Genomic DNA, 17,047 nt, shown 5'->3' with positions numbered 1-17,047 from the left:
CATTCGTCGGATTTTGACCGCTCATTGTGCGGCCGGCTGAAGGTTACATAAATCCCTGCACGCCGAATCGATTTTTCTCTGTTAATTCGCATCATCCACCAACAGTCACTCGCATGAGGAGGTTTCTTTATTGCCTTTTTGTTATCCCCGCAATAACCTTTGCCCAACAACAGTCCACAAAGGATGCCGCGCACATCAAAGCCGAACTCAAAAAACTGAACGTGCTGGGCTCCGTGCTTTACGTAGCCGCCCATCCCGACGACGAAAACACACGCATCATCACCTATATGGCCAACGACCGCCAGGTGGAGACCGCCTACCTGTCCATGACCCGTGGCGATGGTGGCCAAAACCTGATCGGCCCCGAAATTCGCGACCTGCTGGGGCTCATCCGCACGCAGGAATTGCTGGCGGCCCGGCGCATCGACGGTGGTCACCAGTTCTTTACGCGCGCCAACGACTTTGGCTTCTCCAAGTCGGCCACCGAAACCTTCGCCATCTGGAATAAAGATGAAGTGCTTTCCGACGTGGTGAAAGTGTTTCGCCAATATCAACCCGATGTGATCATCACCCGCTTTCCGCCCGACGAACGTGCCGGCCATGGTCATCACACGGCCTCGGCCATCCTCGCACAGGAAGCCTTTGACGCTGCCGCCCGGACCGACATGTTTCAGGGGCAGCTCACCGAATACGGCACCTGGCAGGTGAAACGTCTCTACACCAACACCGGACGCTGGTGGAATACAAGTATTAATGAAAACACCCCGGGCATTGTCACGCTGAATGTCGGCGGCTTTAGCCCGGTGTTGGGAGAGTCCTATTCCGAGATCGCGGCAGTGAGCAGGAGCCAGCACAAGAGCCAGGGCTTCGGTTCGAAAGGCATGCGCGGCCAGCAACAGGAATTCCTCGAGTACATGAAAGGGGAGCGGGCGGAGAAAGACATTTTCGAAGGTGTGAACACCACGTGGAGCCGGCTGAAAGGCGGCGAAAAGATACAACCGCTTGTGGATGCCGTCATCAAAAATTTTGATATCGAGAAACCCTACGCCAGCATCCCGGGGTTGCTGCAGATCCGCCAGGCCATCACGGCGTTGCAGCCCGGCGTGTGGCGGCAGCGAAAGCTGGCAGAAGTAGAGCAGCTCATCGTGGATTGCGCCGGTCTGTTCATCGAGGTGACGGCCGATCAATATTGGGTGGCGCCCGGCCAGCACGTTGCGACGAGCTTTGAACTGGTGAACCGTTCACCCGTTTCCATAACCCTGTCGGCCATCAAAAGCCCCGGGCTGGGGGTCGATTCCACCCTAAACCAGCCGTTGGGAAACAATGCGTCGGTCGTGTTCAAGCGCAACAACGCAGTGGCCACCGGCACGGGGTATAGCGATCCCTATTGGTTGCAAAAGGAGCACACCGTCGGGTTGTTCACCGTGAGCAATCCCGCCCTGATCGGCAAACCGGAAAACGATCCGGCGATAAACTTTGCTTTTCACCTCACGGTCGAGGGCCAGCCGCTGATCGTAACCAAGCCGCTCCAATATAAATGGACCGATCCCGTAAAGGGAGAACTGAGCCGCCCGTTTGAAATTGTACCCCCCGTGTTTGTAAACCTCACCGACAACGTGCTCGTGTTTAGCGACGAACAGCCGCGCGACGTTCGGGTAAAGATCAAATCGGCAAGCGAGAAGCCGCTCGCTGGAAACGTAAAATTGCAACTTCCCGACGGGTGGCGTGCCGAGCCGGCCATGATCGCCTTTACACTGGCCTCGCGTGGCGAAGAGGATGAAAAAACGTTCACGGTATATCCGTCGCGCAATGAAATCACCTCTACACTGAAAGCCGTGACGGAAGTCGACGGCAAAGTCTATGACCAGGCGCTGCAGACGATAAACTATGATCATATTCCAACCCAAACCTTGTTGCCCAAGGCCCAGGCCAAGTTGGTGCGTATCAACTTGAAAAAAGAAGGCCACACCATCGCCTACATTCGCGGTGCGGGCGACGATGTGCCGGCGGGCTTGCGCACGATGGGTTACAATGTGTGGGAAATGAAGAACGAAGAGATCACGGCCGAAAACTTGAAGCGGGCAGATGCCGTGGTGCTGGGGGTTCGCATCCTGAACACCAATACACGGGCACCGTTCTTCATGCCGGCATTGCTCGACTATGTGAAACAAGGCGGCACGCTGGTGGTGCAATACAACGTGAACAACGAGTTGGAAACCGAGAAGTTCGCGCCTTACCCCATCACGCTTTCGCGCGACCGCGTGACGGAAGAAGACGCCACCGTACGCTTCCTCAAACCGGAACATCCCGTGCTGAACACGCCTAATAAAATAACAGACCGCGACTTCGAGGGCTGGGTGCAGGAGCGAGGCCTTTACTTTCCCAACAAGTGGGACGAGAAATTCGAAGCGATCTTGTCCATGAACGACAAGAACGAGACACCGAAAGACGCCAGCCTGTTGGTGGCGCCCTATGGTGAAGGATATTATGTCTACACCGGTTTGTCTTTCTTCCGCGAGCTTCCCGAAGGCGTGGCGGGTGCGTACAAACTTTTTGCCAACCTGGTGTCTATGGGCAAACCGAAAAAAGCCGAAAGCCCGAAGGTAAAGACGAAAACCCGGTCGACCACAAAAGCAAAATAAGCGGCTCACTTTTGAAGTCCTTACACTAAAAACATTTTCCACAAACCGATACACCACCATGCAGCCTGAAGAGAAGCCTCCCGTTTTCAACTCTTGGCGCCAATGGTATTGGCTGGTGATGGGTGCACTGGCTGTTCAGATGATATTGTATTATTGGTTAACCCGATTGTTCGCATGAATTATCTCGACTGGGTTGTACTGGGAGGAACGGTGGCCTTCATCGTGCTCTATGGTGTTTGGCGCACGCGCGGTGCCAAGACCATGGAGGGTTATCTGAAAGGGGATAATGCCATGAAGTGGTGGATGATCGGCGTGTCCATCATGGCCACGCAAGCCAGTGCCGTCACGTTCCTCTCCACGCCAGGTCAGGCGATCGAGGACGGCATGCGCTTCCTGCAATTTTATTTTGGATTGCCGCTGGCCATGGTCATCATTTCCGTGACCATGGTGCCCATCTATTATCGGCTGAAAGTATTCACTGCCTATGAATACCTCGAGACCCGTTTCGATTTAAAGACGCGTTGGCTGGCCGCCATATTGTTCCTTTTGTTGCGCGGGCTTTCGGCGGGGATCACCTTGTTTGCGCCGTCGCTCATCCTGTCGACCCTTATGGGATGGCCTGTTCCTATCACAACGCTGCTCATCGGCTCGCTGGTGGTGATCTATGTGGTCACGGGCGGTTCCAAAGCCGTCAGCCTCACGCAGCGTCAACAGATGACGGTGATCATGAGCGGGATGATCCTGGCCGGGATATTGGCCTTCAACTTGTTGCCCGACAATGTCTCCTTTGGCGACTCGGTGAAGATTGCCGGCAAGATGGGAAAGCTCAATCTCGTGGATCTGCGCTTCAGCCTGTCGGACCGCTACAACATCTGGTCGGGTCTTATCGCCGGCACGTTTCTCTTTCTTTCATATTTCGGGACGGATCAATCGCAGGTGGCGCGCTACCTGGGCGGAGTTTCGGTGGCCGAGAGCCGGCTGGGATTGCTCTTCAACGGGTTGTTGAAGATCCCTATGCAATTCATCATTCTCTTTATCGGGGTGATGGTGTATGTGTTTTACCTGTTCACCCAGCCCCCTGTATTTCACAACGGTGTATTGAAAGACCGGGCCATGAAAACGGAACAGGGCGCCACTTTACAATCGCTGGAAAGCGAATACAACTCGCTCTACGCCCAGAAGCGTGAAGCCGTGGATAAATTGGTGAATGCCATCCATGAAGGCGACGAAAGCGCTGTCAATGCTTCGCGCGACCAGGTGAAGGAATGGCAAGGCAAAGAGGTCGAGATTCGCGACTCGGTGAAGGCCACCATTGCCCGGGCCATCCCCCGCGCCAAAACACAGGACCGCGACTATATCTTTCTCAACTTTGTGCTCAGCAGCCTGCCACACGGTATTATCGGGTTGCTGATGGCGGTGATGTTCTCGGCGGCGATGTCGTCGATGGCAGGGGAGTTGAGTGCACTGGCGACGACCACGTGTATGGATATTTACAAGCGCTCGAACCGCGTGGAGAAAGCGCCGGAGCATTATTTGAAAGCATCGCGGTGGTTCACGGTGTTGTGGGCGGTGTTGGCGATGATCTTCGCCATGCTGGCGACCTTTGCCGAAAACCTGATCCAGTTTGTGAACATTGTAGGGTCGCTTTTTTATGGCACCATATTGGGGATCTTCCTGGCGGCGTTCTATGTGAAGCGCGTACAAGGGCACGCTGTTTTTTGGGCGGCGATCGTGGCTGAGGGAATTGTTTTATATTGCTATGCGGCGACAGACATCGCATACCTGCTCTATAATCTGATCGGTTGTGCCGTCGTCATCGGGTTGTCGATCCTGTTGCAGGTGGTGATGCCCGCGACACCGGCCTTGAAGAAATAGCACAGCGTCAGGCGTCTAAGCCCGATGATCATCAACATGTTTCAATTTTCATTTTGATTAAACATAAACAACCATGAAGAGAACATTCCTTTTTCTTATGCTCTGCGGTTGCTCGCTGGTGATGCGGGCGCAAACGGCCGACGAGAAAGCTGTGGCTGCCGCCGTGGAAACGCTGCGCAAGGCCATGGTCGACGCCGACAAAGCAGGCCTGGAGAAGATCACCGCCGACGCTTTGAGCTATGGCCATTCCAGCGGCAAGGTGGAAAACAAAGCCGCCTTCGTAGAGGCGATCGTGACGGGCAAGTCGGACTTTAAATCGATCGAGCTCGCCGATCAGACCATCACCATTTCAGAGAACCTCGCGCTGGTGCGTCATAAACTGACCGGCGAGACCAACAACGACGGTCAGCCTGGGACGGTCAACCTGGGGGTGTTACTGGTGTGGCAAAAACAGAAGGGGCAGTGGAAGCTGATCGGTCGGCAGGCCTTTAAACTGTAGGTTTAACTCGCCTTTGCTAAAGCTATGGCCCTCCTTTGCTGAGGCCAACAAAAGGCGTTTTCTGTACTTCCAGGGCGCAAAATAAAATCACACCGGCACACAAATACTAATAATATTAGTTTGTATATTTGATCCATTAACTAACGTATTTAGTTATGGAGAAGCTTCCACAAGACATCACGCGCCAGTTTCAGGAGGTCCATATGGAGCGGACCTGGAAGGTCCTGGAGCAAAAATTTTCCTTCAACCTGCGCGCGTGGAAAGCAGACTTCAACCACTATTGTCAGAGCCAGGCGCGTGGCATTTCCGAGCGACAGGCGTTCGCGGAGTTTGGCAAAAAGAAGATCGAGCCCTTGCTGAACCTCATCCTGAAACGCGAGCAGTACCATCCCACGTGGACCAACCTCATGCGCTGGATCCTCAAGAACAAATGAACCCTATGGAAGATATCAAACACACCCGCTGGACCGACGACACGATTGCCGAACTCATCCTCAAAGTACGAAACGACCTCCTGAAAGATTTTCTCGACGATCGTTTCCTGAAAACCTATGTGAACGAACAGTTCAAGATCAAAGAATTATCGCACATCTGCGTTGAATTTATCCGCAAGGACCTGAAGGAACTTCTTCAAACGCCCGTGGACATGAATCACTACCGGTCGCTCATCACCCACATCCGGGAAACCGACACGGCCTCCCTCTCGGAAGGCAACGAGCAGTTGTTCTATGCCGACGTGGAGAAAGTGTTGAAGCGGCACATCTATGAATGAACCCGATCGCCCGGCACCACATCGACAGACCGGGCGACGGCCATGCACATGAACAACCAACCTGAACCGGCTACTTTTACTTTTTGCAACTTTCCGGCTTCCTCATTTTGAGATATTCAGTTTTTCATTATTTTTGAAATGAACACTTAAATCACATAGCCATGTCTAAATCACAAGATGCTAAAAAGGAAACCAAAAAGCAGCCTACTAAGACGCTGAAAGAAAAACGTGCCGAGAAGAAGGCAAAGAAAGAAGCGCGCAGCAAGTAAGTAATGTCTTAACCTGAACCAGGTCTAGCTTCTCCAATGTGTGGGAGAAATAAAAAACCATCCTGAGCGATCAGGATGGTTTTATTTTTTTAAGGGAACGCGTTGTTATTTGAGCGACTTCATCAGCTCTTCATTCATTTTCTGGTAGTCTTTGTTGCCAGCTTTTTTAGAAGCTTCCAACGAAGCCGTAGACGTGGTCATAGCACCGGCCTTGTCGCCCAATGCTTTTTGGATGCGGGCTTTCTGGTACAGGATGTAGAAGGCAGGGTCGGCTGCTGCTGCTTTGTTCACCCACTCCAGGGCTTGCTTCAGGTCTTTACCATTTTCCAGGTAGTAGACAGCGGCGGAGAAATAGTTACCGGGATCAACCTGGGTGTTTTCTTTGATCGACTCCATCACTTTGGCGTCGAAGTCAACCGTGATGCCGAATTTCACGGAAGTGTTTTCCCAAGCCAATTGAACCTTGGCATTTTTAGAGTCGTCGCTGATGTCGCCGATGTTGATGGTGAACGTCTCCACCTTTTCGGTGAGCTTTTCGGATTTCACTTTGAAGTTAGCAGCTTCATTGGCTTTGTTATACTCGGCTGTGTTTCCTCCAAGGGAAAGGTCTTTGTATAAAGAGACCGTCCACTCGGTAGCGCCGGGCCAGCTGAAGATGAGGTATTCACCTGCAGGAACGGCAACGCCTTCTACTTTCACATCGTCGCTAAAAGAGATCCTGGTGCCGTTGTTGGCGCCGGTTCTCCAGATCTGTCCGTAGGGCAGGAGCACGCTGGGATCCGAACCGAAGATCTTTCTGCCTTTCACGCGCGGACGGGAATAGTCGACCTTCACCTTGGTGAGTCCGACGGTGGCAGACACCGATCCGGCAGGGCTGGCGGAGGGCGTAAGCACCTGGGCATAGGTAATCAGGCTAAAACATGCCAGGGCAACGATCATTAGAGTTTTTTTCATGAGCTGTTTGATTTTTGGTGGTATAAAAAGGTTAGTTGTTTAAATTTTGGCGGTCAAATTTAGCCAATCTTTTCACATCCCGATCAGTCTCCGTATGAAGCTACCAGAAAGCTTTTATCAACAGACCAACGTCGTCAAAGTCGCCCGTCAACTGCTGGGCAAAGGTTTGTATACCCGGATCGACGGCGAGGTCACGGGCGGCATCATCGTGGAAACGGAGGCCTATTCCTGGAAGGAGCGGGGCAGCCATGCCTATGGTCCCCAGGGTGCCAAAAGGACGCCACGCAATGCCATCATGTTCGACAAGGGCGGTCACACCTATGTCTACCTGATCTATGGCATGCACTACCTCTTCAACGTCGTCACCAACCGGCCCGACGTTGCCGACGCCGTGCTGATCCGGGCGATCGAACCCCTGGAAGGCGTGGAGATCATGAAGGCACGCCGGGGTAAATTGACCAACCCATTTCATCTTACCTCCGGTCCCGGCAAACTGACCAAAGCATTGGGCATTGACAGAAAGTGGAATGGAAAGTCTTTGCTGGATAACGAAGTTTGGATTGAAGACTTCGGCCGAAAGACCCCCTCGAAGAATATTGAAGCCAGCCCTCGCATCGGCATCGACTATGCCGGCGAAGACGCGAAACTTCCCTGGCGTTTTACACTGAAAGGAAACCGCTGGGTAAGCAAATAGGTTGGAATATATGGATGGTAGGGGGTGATCCAGGTGGGTCTGTATATATTTGCAGCCTTTTGTTTTGAAACATTCATGAGAGCAATCTTTGTTATCGGGTTCTATAGCATCCTCCAAACCCTTTCCGCACAGCCATTAACGCGTCAGTCGCTCCAGTTGGTGAACACACCAAAAGACGAGCTTAATCCCGTCGTCAGTCCCGACGGCAGGAGCCTTTATATTACGGTGGCCGGTCATTCTGCCAACAGCGGTGGAATAAAGGACCCGGGCGATATCTGGGTGTCGGTACTCACGGAAACCGGGCAATGGTCGGCACCCGTTCACGCCGGTCCGGTCCTGAACGACAAGGGCTACAATGCCGTCGCCGGGTTCTCTGCCGATGGAAGCCAACTCTTCCTGGTCAATCACTACGATCCCTCCGGCAATGTTTCGCGAACGCAAGGCATCGCCGTTTCGCGTAACAACGGCAACGGCTGGTCCAGACCGGAGAACATCACCATTCCTTATTTTCAGAACAAGTCTGATATCCTGGCGGGATTTATTTCGCCCGATCAATCGGTCTTTGTCTATTCCGCCGAGACCTATGGCACCCGTGGTGTGGAAGACCTGTACGTGACGTTGCGCGGCGCCGATGGCAAATGGTCGGAGCCCCGGAACCTGGGCAGCACCATCAACACCCAACTCCAGGAACTGAGCCCCTCGCTGAGCGCCGACGGCAAGACCCTCTATTTCGCCAGCAACGGCCGCAAAGGCTATGGCAGCTTTGACATCTATTCCAGTAGCCGTCTCGATGACACCTGGACGGCGTGGACCACGCCGGTGAACCTGGGCTCGCCTTTCAATACAGAAGGCCGCGAAGAGTACTTTCGCAACTACGACAAGTCAGGATTCTCCATCTACACCAGCACGCACAACAGCGACGGCTACGCCAACATAGAACTTTTCATTTCCAACGATCCCATCCACCGGGATAGTGCGGTCGTTGCCTCTGTCCGCAACACACCCGATACGGTGACCAAGATCGTGGCCCTCAACCGTTCCTTCAACGAAGATCAGCGCATCCGCATCCACGGCAAAGTGACCAGCTCCAAAACCGGGGAAAGCCTGCAGGCGAGTGTACTTTTCTCTTCGCCTGAACAATCGGAAACCGTACAGGCCACCGTGGGCAACGGCTACGCTATCCTCATTCCATCCACCCGCGAATACAGCATCACCATCGAAGCCCCCGGCTACATCAGCACCATGGAAAAGCTGAATGTGAACACCTACGAAATGAAGGAGCTGGAGATGAATTTTAAACTGCAGCCTGTGGCCATGGGCGTGACGGTGAACCTGAAAGACATTCTTTTCGAACAAGGCACCACCAACCTGCTCGCGCAATCGTACCCGGAAATGGACCTGGTCGTTTCCTTCTTGAAGACCAATCCAAAAGTAAAAATAGAACTGGCCGGCCACACGGATAACCGGGGCATCCCGGCACAAAACGTGAAACTCTCACAGGCCCGCGTCGATAAAGTGCGCGCCTATCTCATCTCGAAAGGAGTGGAAAGCAAACGCATCACAGGTAAAGGCTATGGCGGCACCAAGCCCATCGCCAGCAATGACACCGAAGAAACCCGGCAGTTCAACCGGCGGGTGGAATTCATTATCCGGAAATTTTAAGGTCTCGCTTTCGGCGACCGTGTCTTCATGCTCCCTCCGGCGCGAGCCGTGTCACGGTGGGCGGCTGGGTTGTGGGGAGCACAATGATGAACCGGGCACCCTGTCCTTCCCCGCTCTCGACGGTGATCGTTCCCTGGTGCTTTTCAACAATGGTGGCGGAAATGGCCAGGCCCAGTCCCGTGCCTTTGCCCACTTCCTTGGTCGTGAAAAATGGATCGAAGATCAGGTGTTGCAGTTCGCTGGGAATGCCCGGTCCGGTATCGGCGATTTCTACCCGCACCTTTCGCTCGCCAGGGAGTTGTTGTGTGGTCACCGTGATCGTCCCCTTTTCGCGGATGGCCTGGATGGCGTTCATGATCATGTTCATGAACACCTGGTTGATCTCGCCGATGTTGCACTCCACCAGCGGTAGTTGGGGATCATAGACGCGCACCACTTCAATGCGGCCCTTGACCTCGCTTTGGGTCATGATGAGCGTGGCGTCCAGTTGTTCGTTCAGATTCACCCGGCTAAAAGCCTTTTGTCCTTCGTGCGAAAAAGTCCGCAGGCTCTTCACGATATGGACTGTGCGTTCCACGCCCGTCCTGATCAGCGTGGTCAGGTCCTGGATATCGTCCAGCGTGTCGTCGAATCCAAGGTTCTCTTTCAGGGCCGTGATCAACGTTCTTTTTTCCGGAGGTAAGTGTGGGGCGGCGCTTTCATAGCGCTGTAAAACGGTGACGAGGATCTTCGTTTGCTGGATCAATCCTTCCACACCGTTTGAAATGAAATTTACAGGGTTGTTGATCTCGTGCGCCACGCCAGCAGTGAGTTGACCCAGTGACGCCATTTTCTCGGAGTGGATCAGCATGGCCTGTGTGTATTTCAGATCGTGCAGCGATTGCTTCAGCTGGTTGTGTTGCGATTCGATCTCTTCGTTTTGTGACATGATCTCCTCGTTCTGCGCGGCGATCTCCTGGTTCTTGCTATGGAGGACCTGGTTGTTTTTCCGGTTGATCTTGTTGGCGCGGACCAACACCAGGGCCAGCAAAAAAACAAACAGCAACACTGCGCTCACCATGATCAACGTGATGCCTCGTGTGCGCAAGTCTGCTTTTTGAAGCAGTTCGTTGTTTACCAGGATGGCGTGCTCTTTATCTTTTTCTGCGGTTTGATGTTGGATGATAACGTCGGTGATCTCGTTGGAGGTGGCTATGGAGTACAGCGAGTCTTTCCTGGCATGATAGGTCTTCAGGTAGTTCAGTGCCACATCGGGGTGTCCCATGGCCTTGTGCGCTTCGTACAGTCCTTTGAGGGCGGTCATCTCGTCATCGACATAATGTGTTGTTTTGCTGATCGCCAGCGCTTTTCCAAAAGCATTCAGGCTCTGTGTGTGATGCTTGCGCTGTCGTTGCCATTCGCCCACAGAATTGTAGTAGATCGCCTGTTCTTGCGACGACTCGAACTGGTCGAGGTGGCGTGATAATGTGTCCAGGATCACGGCAGCACTGTCGGGCATGCGTGACCACAGGTACACGCGTGCCATGTTGTTGAGGGAAGGGGTGGAGAGCGAGATGGTTTTATTTTCCAGCGGAAGTGCCAGGGCCAGACGTGCATATCTTCCAGCTTCCTCCTGGTCATTCAACCGCAGCGACGTCTGACTTAAAAGAATATAGAGTTCCGACAGCACAGCGTAGGCCTCCTTCGGATTGTTGTTTTTCGACACGTCGATGGCCTGCCGGAAATAGAAGATGGCTTGCGGATAGTTGCCCAGCTTCATATACGTTTTGCCCAGGGCTTCCCAGGTGCTCATCAGCATCGTGACGCGGTTCAGTTCCTGGAACAACTGGATGGCATTCATCTGCAGCGTGATGGCCTTGGCAAATTTTCCCTGGGCCACATACAGTTCGGCAAGGTCGATGTAGGCGTTGGCCATGCCGATCTTGTAGCCGCGCTTTTCCGTGTCGGCGATCAGACCCTCGTAGAGCCGAACAGCTTTTTCGGCGTGACCTTCCAAAACATAAACACTGGCCAGGTAGAATTGGCACGCCATATAAAAATGGCGGCTGCGGGCGATCTTGAATTGCACCATGGCTTGCTCCAACTGATCGATGGCCGGTGCCGTGTGGCGCTCCAGCTCATTCAATCTGCCCAGGCTGAGCAAACACGTGCCCAGCGAAAAAGCACCTGCATGATAATGCCGGGCATAGGCCAGGTTGTCGTTCATCAATTGCCTGGCCCTGGAAAATTCGTGGCGTTGAGAGTAGTAAATCGCCCGATCATCATTCCATTGGATCGTGTAAAAAACTTTCTCCATGGGATCGGAAATTTTTGACGCGTGCTGCAATCCCCACTGGATATAGTTGCCGGGTTCTTTCACCTTGCCCATCCGCAGGGAGGTGATGAAGAGTCCGTTCAGGCTCAGGTGAATGCCTTTGGTGAACTGCAAAGCCAGGGCCTTGGGATACTGTTCCTGAAACACTGCATTGGCTTCGGCCAGGCGCCCACGCCAGTAAAGCCCAAATCCTTTGATGACCTGTGCCAGCAACACGCCTTCGGGATAGTGGATGTTGTTTGAGACACTATCGGCCCGGTCCGCATAGCGATCGAGCTTGTCCAGGTCGGAGTGGATGTTTTCCTCGGCGATGGCGTTGAAGGCATCGGCCAACGGCCTGCCACGAAGGCGCGGCACTACAGCCTCCAGACTGTCTTCGACCGACATGAACTGCGCCGGGCTCGACAACGCCATCGCGAAAAAAAAGACAACGAGGAAAATCCTTTTCATACAGACAGAAGATATACTTATAACTTCGGATCGATGCACGACCGCGTCACTCAACTATTGATCACTATCGTCGCCCGCGGTTGCGGGAAACGTGTTCTTGCTCATTGCAACGATGCCTATGCCGCCCGTTGCGGTCTGCGTTTCGGGCAGGGTTACGATGAAACATGTGCCGTGTCCCTCTTCACTTTGCACCTGGATCTGGCCATGGTGTTTTTCCACAATCGAAGCCGAGATGGTCAGTCCCAGGCCAGTGCCTTTGCCCACTTCCTTGGTGGTGAAGAAGGGATCGAAAATGTGGTATTTCACGTCGGCGGGGATGCCCCGGCCCGTGTCGGCAATTTCCACCCGTACGTGTTTCTCCCGCGCATCCCAGCGTGTGGCGATGGCCAGCGTCCCTTTGTCTTCGATCGCCTGGATGCCGTTCAGGATGATGTTCATGAACACCTGGTTGATCTCGCCAATGTTGCACTCCACGAGCGGCAACGCCGGGTCAAAACGCTTGACCACTTCGATACGCCCGCGCATTTCACTTTGGGTCATGGCGAGCGTAGCGTCAAGCTGCTCGTTAAGGTTCGCGTGGCTGAAGGCTTTCTGCCCTTCGTGCGAAAAGACGCGCAGGCTTTTCACAATGTGCGTAGTGCGCTCCACGCCGGTGCCGATGAGCCTTTTGAGGTTCTGAATGTCGTCCAGCGTATCCTCGAAGCCCAATTCGTTTTTCAAGGCGACAATTGCCTGTTGTTCAATCTCCGGAAGGGCAGGGGCCGCGTCGTCATATTGTTTCAATAACGTGATGATGACATCGATTTGCTGCGTCAACTCATCCACGCCGCTGGAGATGAAATTCACAGGGTTGTTGATCTCGTGGGCCACGCCGGCCGTGAGTTGTCCCAACGACGCCATTTTTTCGGAGTGAATGAGCATCGCCTGTGTGTATTTGAGGTCCTGCAGCGACTGCTTCAATTTTTCGTGCTGCGCCTCGATCGCTTCGGTTTGCGAGGAGATCTCCTCGTTCTGCAAAGCTATCTCCTGGTTTTTTTCGGCCAGGGACTGGTTATGTTTCTTGTTTACAAGATTGGTGCGGATCAATCCGATCGCCAGCAGGGCCGTCAGCGCCAACACCACGCTGATCAGGACCAAGGTAATGCCCTGCGTGCGGAAATTGGCCTCCTGAACAATCTGTTCGCTTCGCAAAAGCGCATTCAGCCTTTCTTTTTCCGCGGTCTGATATTTTATGAGGATGTCTGTGATCTCGTTGGACGCGGTCATGGAATAGACCGAGTCTTTCAGCGCGTAATAGCTTTCCAGTTGGGCGAGGGCTTCCCCGGGATGTCGCGTCTCCGCCTGCACATCCGACAACCCCTTCAGGGCCAGCAGTTGCTCATCGGCATAGTGGGCTGCTTTGCTCAGCGCCAGCGCTTTGCCGAATGCCGCCAGGCTTTGCGCATAGGATTTCCGTTGTCTGTTCAACTCCCCAAGCGAATTGAAGTAGACGGTCTGTTCGCGGTTGGATTGAATGACATCAAGATGATTTGTGATCGTGACCAGCGTCCGGGCGGCGCTGTCGGGCTCTTGAAGCGATAGAAAGACCCGGGCCAGGTTGTTCAGTGCCGGGACGGCGAGCGCAAAGTCTTCGTGCGCTGTGGGTGAATACAGAGCTTTGCGGGCGTAATAGTTTGCGTCGTCGCGCTCATCCATTCGAAGCGACGCCTGGCTGAGTAGGATGTATAGATCGGAGAGAACGCGGCGCGATTCCCCCTCCGGCACATTGCTTTCCGACAACTGGATCGCTTGTTTGAAATGTGTAATGGCCTGTGGAAAGTTGCCGAGCTTCACATAGGTTTTTCCAAGTCCCTCCCTTAGGATCATCATTTCGTTCACCCGGTTCAGTTCGGTGTATAGCGCTAAGGATTCCAGTTGCAAGGCGATGGCTTTCGCAAATTTGCCTTGATTAGCATACAATTGCGCCAATTCAAAATCGAGGTCGGCGATGCCGATCCGGTAACCTCGTTGTTTGGCCCGGGTCAGGAGATCCTCAAAGATCAGCATGGCCTTCGCCGTCTCGCCGGCCTGGGCATACATCGTCGCCTGGATCATGATGCAGGATAGGTAACTATGGCGGTCGCGCACAACACGGAAATATTCACGGGCCTGCTCCAGGTGGGCGATGGATTCGCGGGTGAGATCTTCGCGCGATTCCAAATCGCCCATCGTCTTCAGGATCATCCCCATGATGCGAGGGCTTCCCGGGTGCCGCAGCGCAAAAGCCATGTTCGCGCGCAGGACCTCGTGGGCCTTTGGGAATTCGTGCAGGATGATGTAGTAGTAGGCGAGCTTGTTGTTCGCCTCGGTGATGTAAAAATTTCTTTCGACCGAATCCGGTATGGTTTTCACGAAAGTCAATAAAGACTCCACACATTGATGTGCCTTTTCGATCTCCCCGAGGCGCAGCGACGTAATGAACACACCTTCCTGTCCCATATAGATGCCGCGCGTAAATTTCAGGGCAACCGACCGGTCGAATTCGCGTTGAAAGGCCTCGCGGGCTTGGGCCAGGTGACCACGCCAATAGAGGCTGTAACCTTTTATGATGCGGGCCATGGCTTCCCCTTCGGGATAGCCAATACGTTGTGCCAGGCTGTCGGCGGCGTTGGCATAGCGGTCGAGCTTTTCAAGATCGGAGTGAATGTTCTCTTCGGCGATGGCGCTCACGGCGTCTACAAGTTCGCGGCCTTGCAGGTGGGGCAACAGCACTTCGAGACTGTCTTCCACGGAAACAAACTGTGCCCGGCAAGCCGACAGCGTGAAAACAAAAGCCAGGACCGAAAAGAAGTACTTGCCCATAGAGGGTATAAGCATAGATTGTTTATAAGATAAGGAAAAAAAGCGCGAGCGCCCAACGCCGCCGGAATCAAGAGAAGCCATTTTGAAATGACGAAGCAAAAAAAATACCTCACCCGATTGACGGGTGAGGTATCTATTTTTACCTGATCCTAGAATTTACTTTTTCTTATTCCTGCGTTCCTCTTCCGCTTTGCGCCGGGCTTCTTCACTGGACTTCATTGCTTCCTCCAGCTTGCTCATGAACTTGGATTTCTTGCCGCCCCCCGTAGCATTTTTCTTTTTATTTTCTTCCATGATCGCCCGGATCTTGCCTTCGTCGACAAACCGTTTGATGATGGCCTGCTGGGCGAACGTCACCAGGTTGGAAATGAAATAATAGAACGTGAGGCCGGCGGAGAACGAGTTCAATACAAACAGGAAGACCAGCGGCATGATGTAGGACATGGATTTCATCGGTCCCTGAACGGACGAGATCTGGTTGTTTTGCCAGGTGTAGATCAAGGTCGAAGCCGTCATCAACAGCGTGAAAAGGCTGAGGTGATTGCCCAGGAAAGGCACCACAAACGGAAGATGGATCAACGAATCGTAGGTCGAAAGATCTTCCGCCCACAGCAAAGGCTGCTGACGCAACTCGATGCTGGCCGGGAACAGATAGAACATGGCAAAGATCAACGGCATCTGCAACAACACAGGGATACAACCGCTGATGGGATTGACACCCACTTGTGAATACAGTTTCATTTGCTCCTGCTGCACCTTGGTCATGTCGTCACCCACGCGCTCCTTGATCTCGTCGAGTTCGGGCTTCAGCACTTTCATCTTGGCCATGCTGAGGTAGGACTTATACGACAGCGGGAACAATACCAGCTTGAGCAACAGCACAAGGATGATGATGATGAGCCCGTAGTTGGAGATGATGCCCGTGAGGAAATGGAACACCGGGAAGATGACAAACTTGTTGATCCAATATACCGGGGGCCAGCCCAGGTACACGTTCTTGCGGAAACCTTCCGTCACGTTGCCGATCTTCTTGTAGTCGTTGGGGCCGAAGTAAAATTTGAAATCCGCTTTGCCGGCGGTCAACTGGCTCTTGGGGATCTGAAGGTCGATGTTGGCATACTTCACCACGGAACTGTCGCCATTGTCGATGGAGGTTTCTACGTTGCCTCCGACAAAAGCCGTCTTCGCGATGATCGAGGACAAAAAGAACTTCTCCTTCACCGCCACCCACTTCAGTGGTTTGGCAATGGCTTCCGACTCCTTGTCTTTCGAGCGCGGTTTCAGTTCATTGTAGCTGTCATCGGCATAGTAGGTGATCGTCGTATTGATGCGGGTATCGGTCAGATCTTTTTCAATGGGGCGCACGGTGCTTTTCCATTGCAGCAACAGATTCTCGCCGGCGAGTTGCTCGCCCAGTCCTTCGGTGCGCAGCTTGTATCCGATCTCATAGCCTTGTGCCGGAATGCTGTAGACCTGCTCGATCTTTGCGCCGTTGGCCAGGGCAACCGTATAGACCACTTCGGTGCTGTCGGCGTTCTTGCGTTGGCTGAGGGTGTAGTATAAGCCGTAAAGATCAAGGTCCTTTCCCTGATAAATGGTCTTCAGCTTGAAGGTCGATGCGTCGGGCGTCATCAGCTTCAGGGCTTGCTGGCTGTAGGTTTTGAATTTCTTCAGCTCCACTTCGCGGATGAGACCGCCTTTGTTGCTGAAGGTTATTTTCAGGTCTTCGTTTTCCAGCAGGGTAGTGGTCTCTTCACCTTTCATGGCGGTGGAAAGATCGCCGTAGGTGGCGGCCAGCACGCTGTCGGGAAGGGCTTCAACGCGTCTTACCGTATCCGCCTTTGCTTCGGTGCGGACCGTGGGCTCCACGTTCTGGGCCACGGGTTTGGGCGTGGGAGAGAACCAATAAAAGTAAACCAGCAACAACGCTGCGATCAAAGTAATGCCAATGGCGGAATTTCTATCCATTTCTACGTTCGTGTTTCAATTTTCAAGATAACAGACCTTAGCGCCCTCTCTTTGCGTCTTGTGTCTTCGCGGGATCCAGAGATGTTCGCAAAGGCGCAAGGGAAGAG

Annotated in this window: 11 protein-coding genes; 7 read left to right on the top strand and 4 right to left on the bottom strand. The window is 53.4% G+C overall.

Going from position 1 to position 17,047, the window contains the following annotated elements; all coding sequences use genetic code 11:
- Positions 1-113: 113 nt before the first annotated feature.
- The 5 genes from BUB30_RS02895 to BUB30_RS02875 all read left to right on the top strand — a co-directional run bounded on the left by BUB30_RS02895 (position 114) and on the right by BUB30_RS02875 (position 5,788).
- On the top strand, positions 114-2,642 hold the full coding sequence (locus BUB30_RS02895) for a PIG-L family deacetylase (protein WP_084137865.1): 2,529 nt from the start codon (positions 114-116) through the stop codon (positions 2,640-2,642).
- A 174-nt stretch (positions 2,643-2,816) separates the two neighbouring features.
- Positions 2,817-4,517 carry a sodium:solute symporter family protein gene (locus BUB30_RS02890; RefSeq protein ID WP_073130908.1) on the top strand — a complete coding sequence of 567 codons (1,701 nt, stop codon included), beginning with the start codon at positions 2,817-2,819 and terminating at the stop codon, positions 4,515-4,517.
- Positions 4,518-4,590: 73 nt separating this feature from the next.
- Positions 4,591-5,016: a nuclear transport factor 2 family protein gene (locus BUB30_RS02885; protein ID WP_073130906.1), complete on the top strand. Its 426-nt coding sequence runs from the start codon at positions 4,591-4,593 to the stop codon at positions 5,014-5,016.
- A gap of 155 nt (positions 5,017-5,171) precedes the next feature.
- Positions 5,172-5,450: a hypothetical protein gene (locus tag BUB30_RS02880; RefSeq protein ID WP_073130904.1), complete on the top strand. Its 279-nt coding sequence runs from the start codon at positions 5,172-5,174 to the stop codon at positions 5,448-5,450.
- 5 nt (positions 5,451-5,455) lie between these two features.
- Positions 5,456-5,788 (top strand): hypothetical protein, encoded by a 333-nt coding sequence (locus tag BUB30_RS02875; protein ID WP_143164739.1) that lies wholly within the window; start codon positions 5,456-5,458, stop codon positions 5,786-5,788.
- A gap of 374 nt (positions 5,789-6,162) precedes the next feature.
- Here BUB30_RS02875 and BUB30_RS02870 read toward each other — a convergent pair whose 3' ends face one another.
- On the bottom strand, positions 6,163-7,011 hold the full coding sequence (locus BUB30_RS02870) for a DUF2911 domain-containing protein (RefSeq protein WP_073130900.1): 849 nt from the start codon (positions 7,009-7,011) through the stop codon (positions 6,163-6,165).
- 94 nt (positions 7,012-7,105) lie between these two features.
- Between BUB30_RS02870 and BUB30_RS02865 the strand changes: the two genes are divergently transcribed.
- Positions 7,106-7,705 (top strand): DNA-3-methyladenine glycosylase, encoded by a 600-nt coding sequence (locus BUB30_RS02865; RefSeq protein ID WP_073130898.1) that lies wholly within the window; start codon positions 7,106-7,108, stop codon positions 7,703-7,705.
- Positions 7,706-7,780: 75 nt separating this feature from the next.
- Entirely contained in the window at positions 7,781-9,367 is a 1,587-nt protein-coding gene (locus BUB30_RS02860; RefSeq protein ID WP_073130896.1) for an OmpA family protein, read from the top strand.
- Between the two features lie 25 nt (positions 9,368-9,392).
- Here the strand turns inward: BUB30_RS02860 and BUB30_RS02855 are convergent, their stop codons facing one another.
- The 3 genes from BUB30_RS02855 to yidC form a co-directional block, all read right to left on the bottom strand.
- A complete protein-coding gene (locus BUB30_RS02855) occupies positions 9,393-12,131 on the bottom strand; it encodes an ATP-binding protein (RefSeq protein WP_073130894.1) in 2,739 nt (912 codons plus the stop codon).
- A 54-nt stretch (positions 12,132-12,185) separates the two neighbouring features.
- Positions 12,186-14,987, bottom strand: a complete 2,802-nt coding sequence (locus tag BUB30_RS02850; protein ID WP_178377003.1) for an ATP-binding protein — start codon at positions 14,985-14,987, stop codon at positions 12,186-12,188.
- Between the two features lie 141 nt (positions 14,988-15,128).
- A complete protein-coding gene (gene yidC, locus BUB30_RS02845) occupies positions 15,129-16,940 on the bottom strand; it encodes a membrane protein insertase YidC (RefSeq protein WP_073130890.1) in 1,812 nt (603 codons plus the stop codon).
- Between the last annotated feature and the right edge of the window lie 107 nt (positions 16,941-17,047).

The organism is Chryseolinea serpens (genome assembly GCF_900129725.1).
GTDB lineage: Bacteria > Bacteroidota > Bacteroidia > Cytophagales > Cyclobacteriaceae > Chryseolinea > Chryseolinea serpens.
The sequence above is the reverse complement of the archived record's forward strand: the minus strand, read 5'-3'. Positions and strand labels throughout refer to the sequence as shown.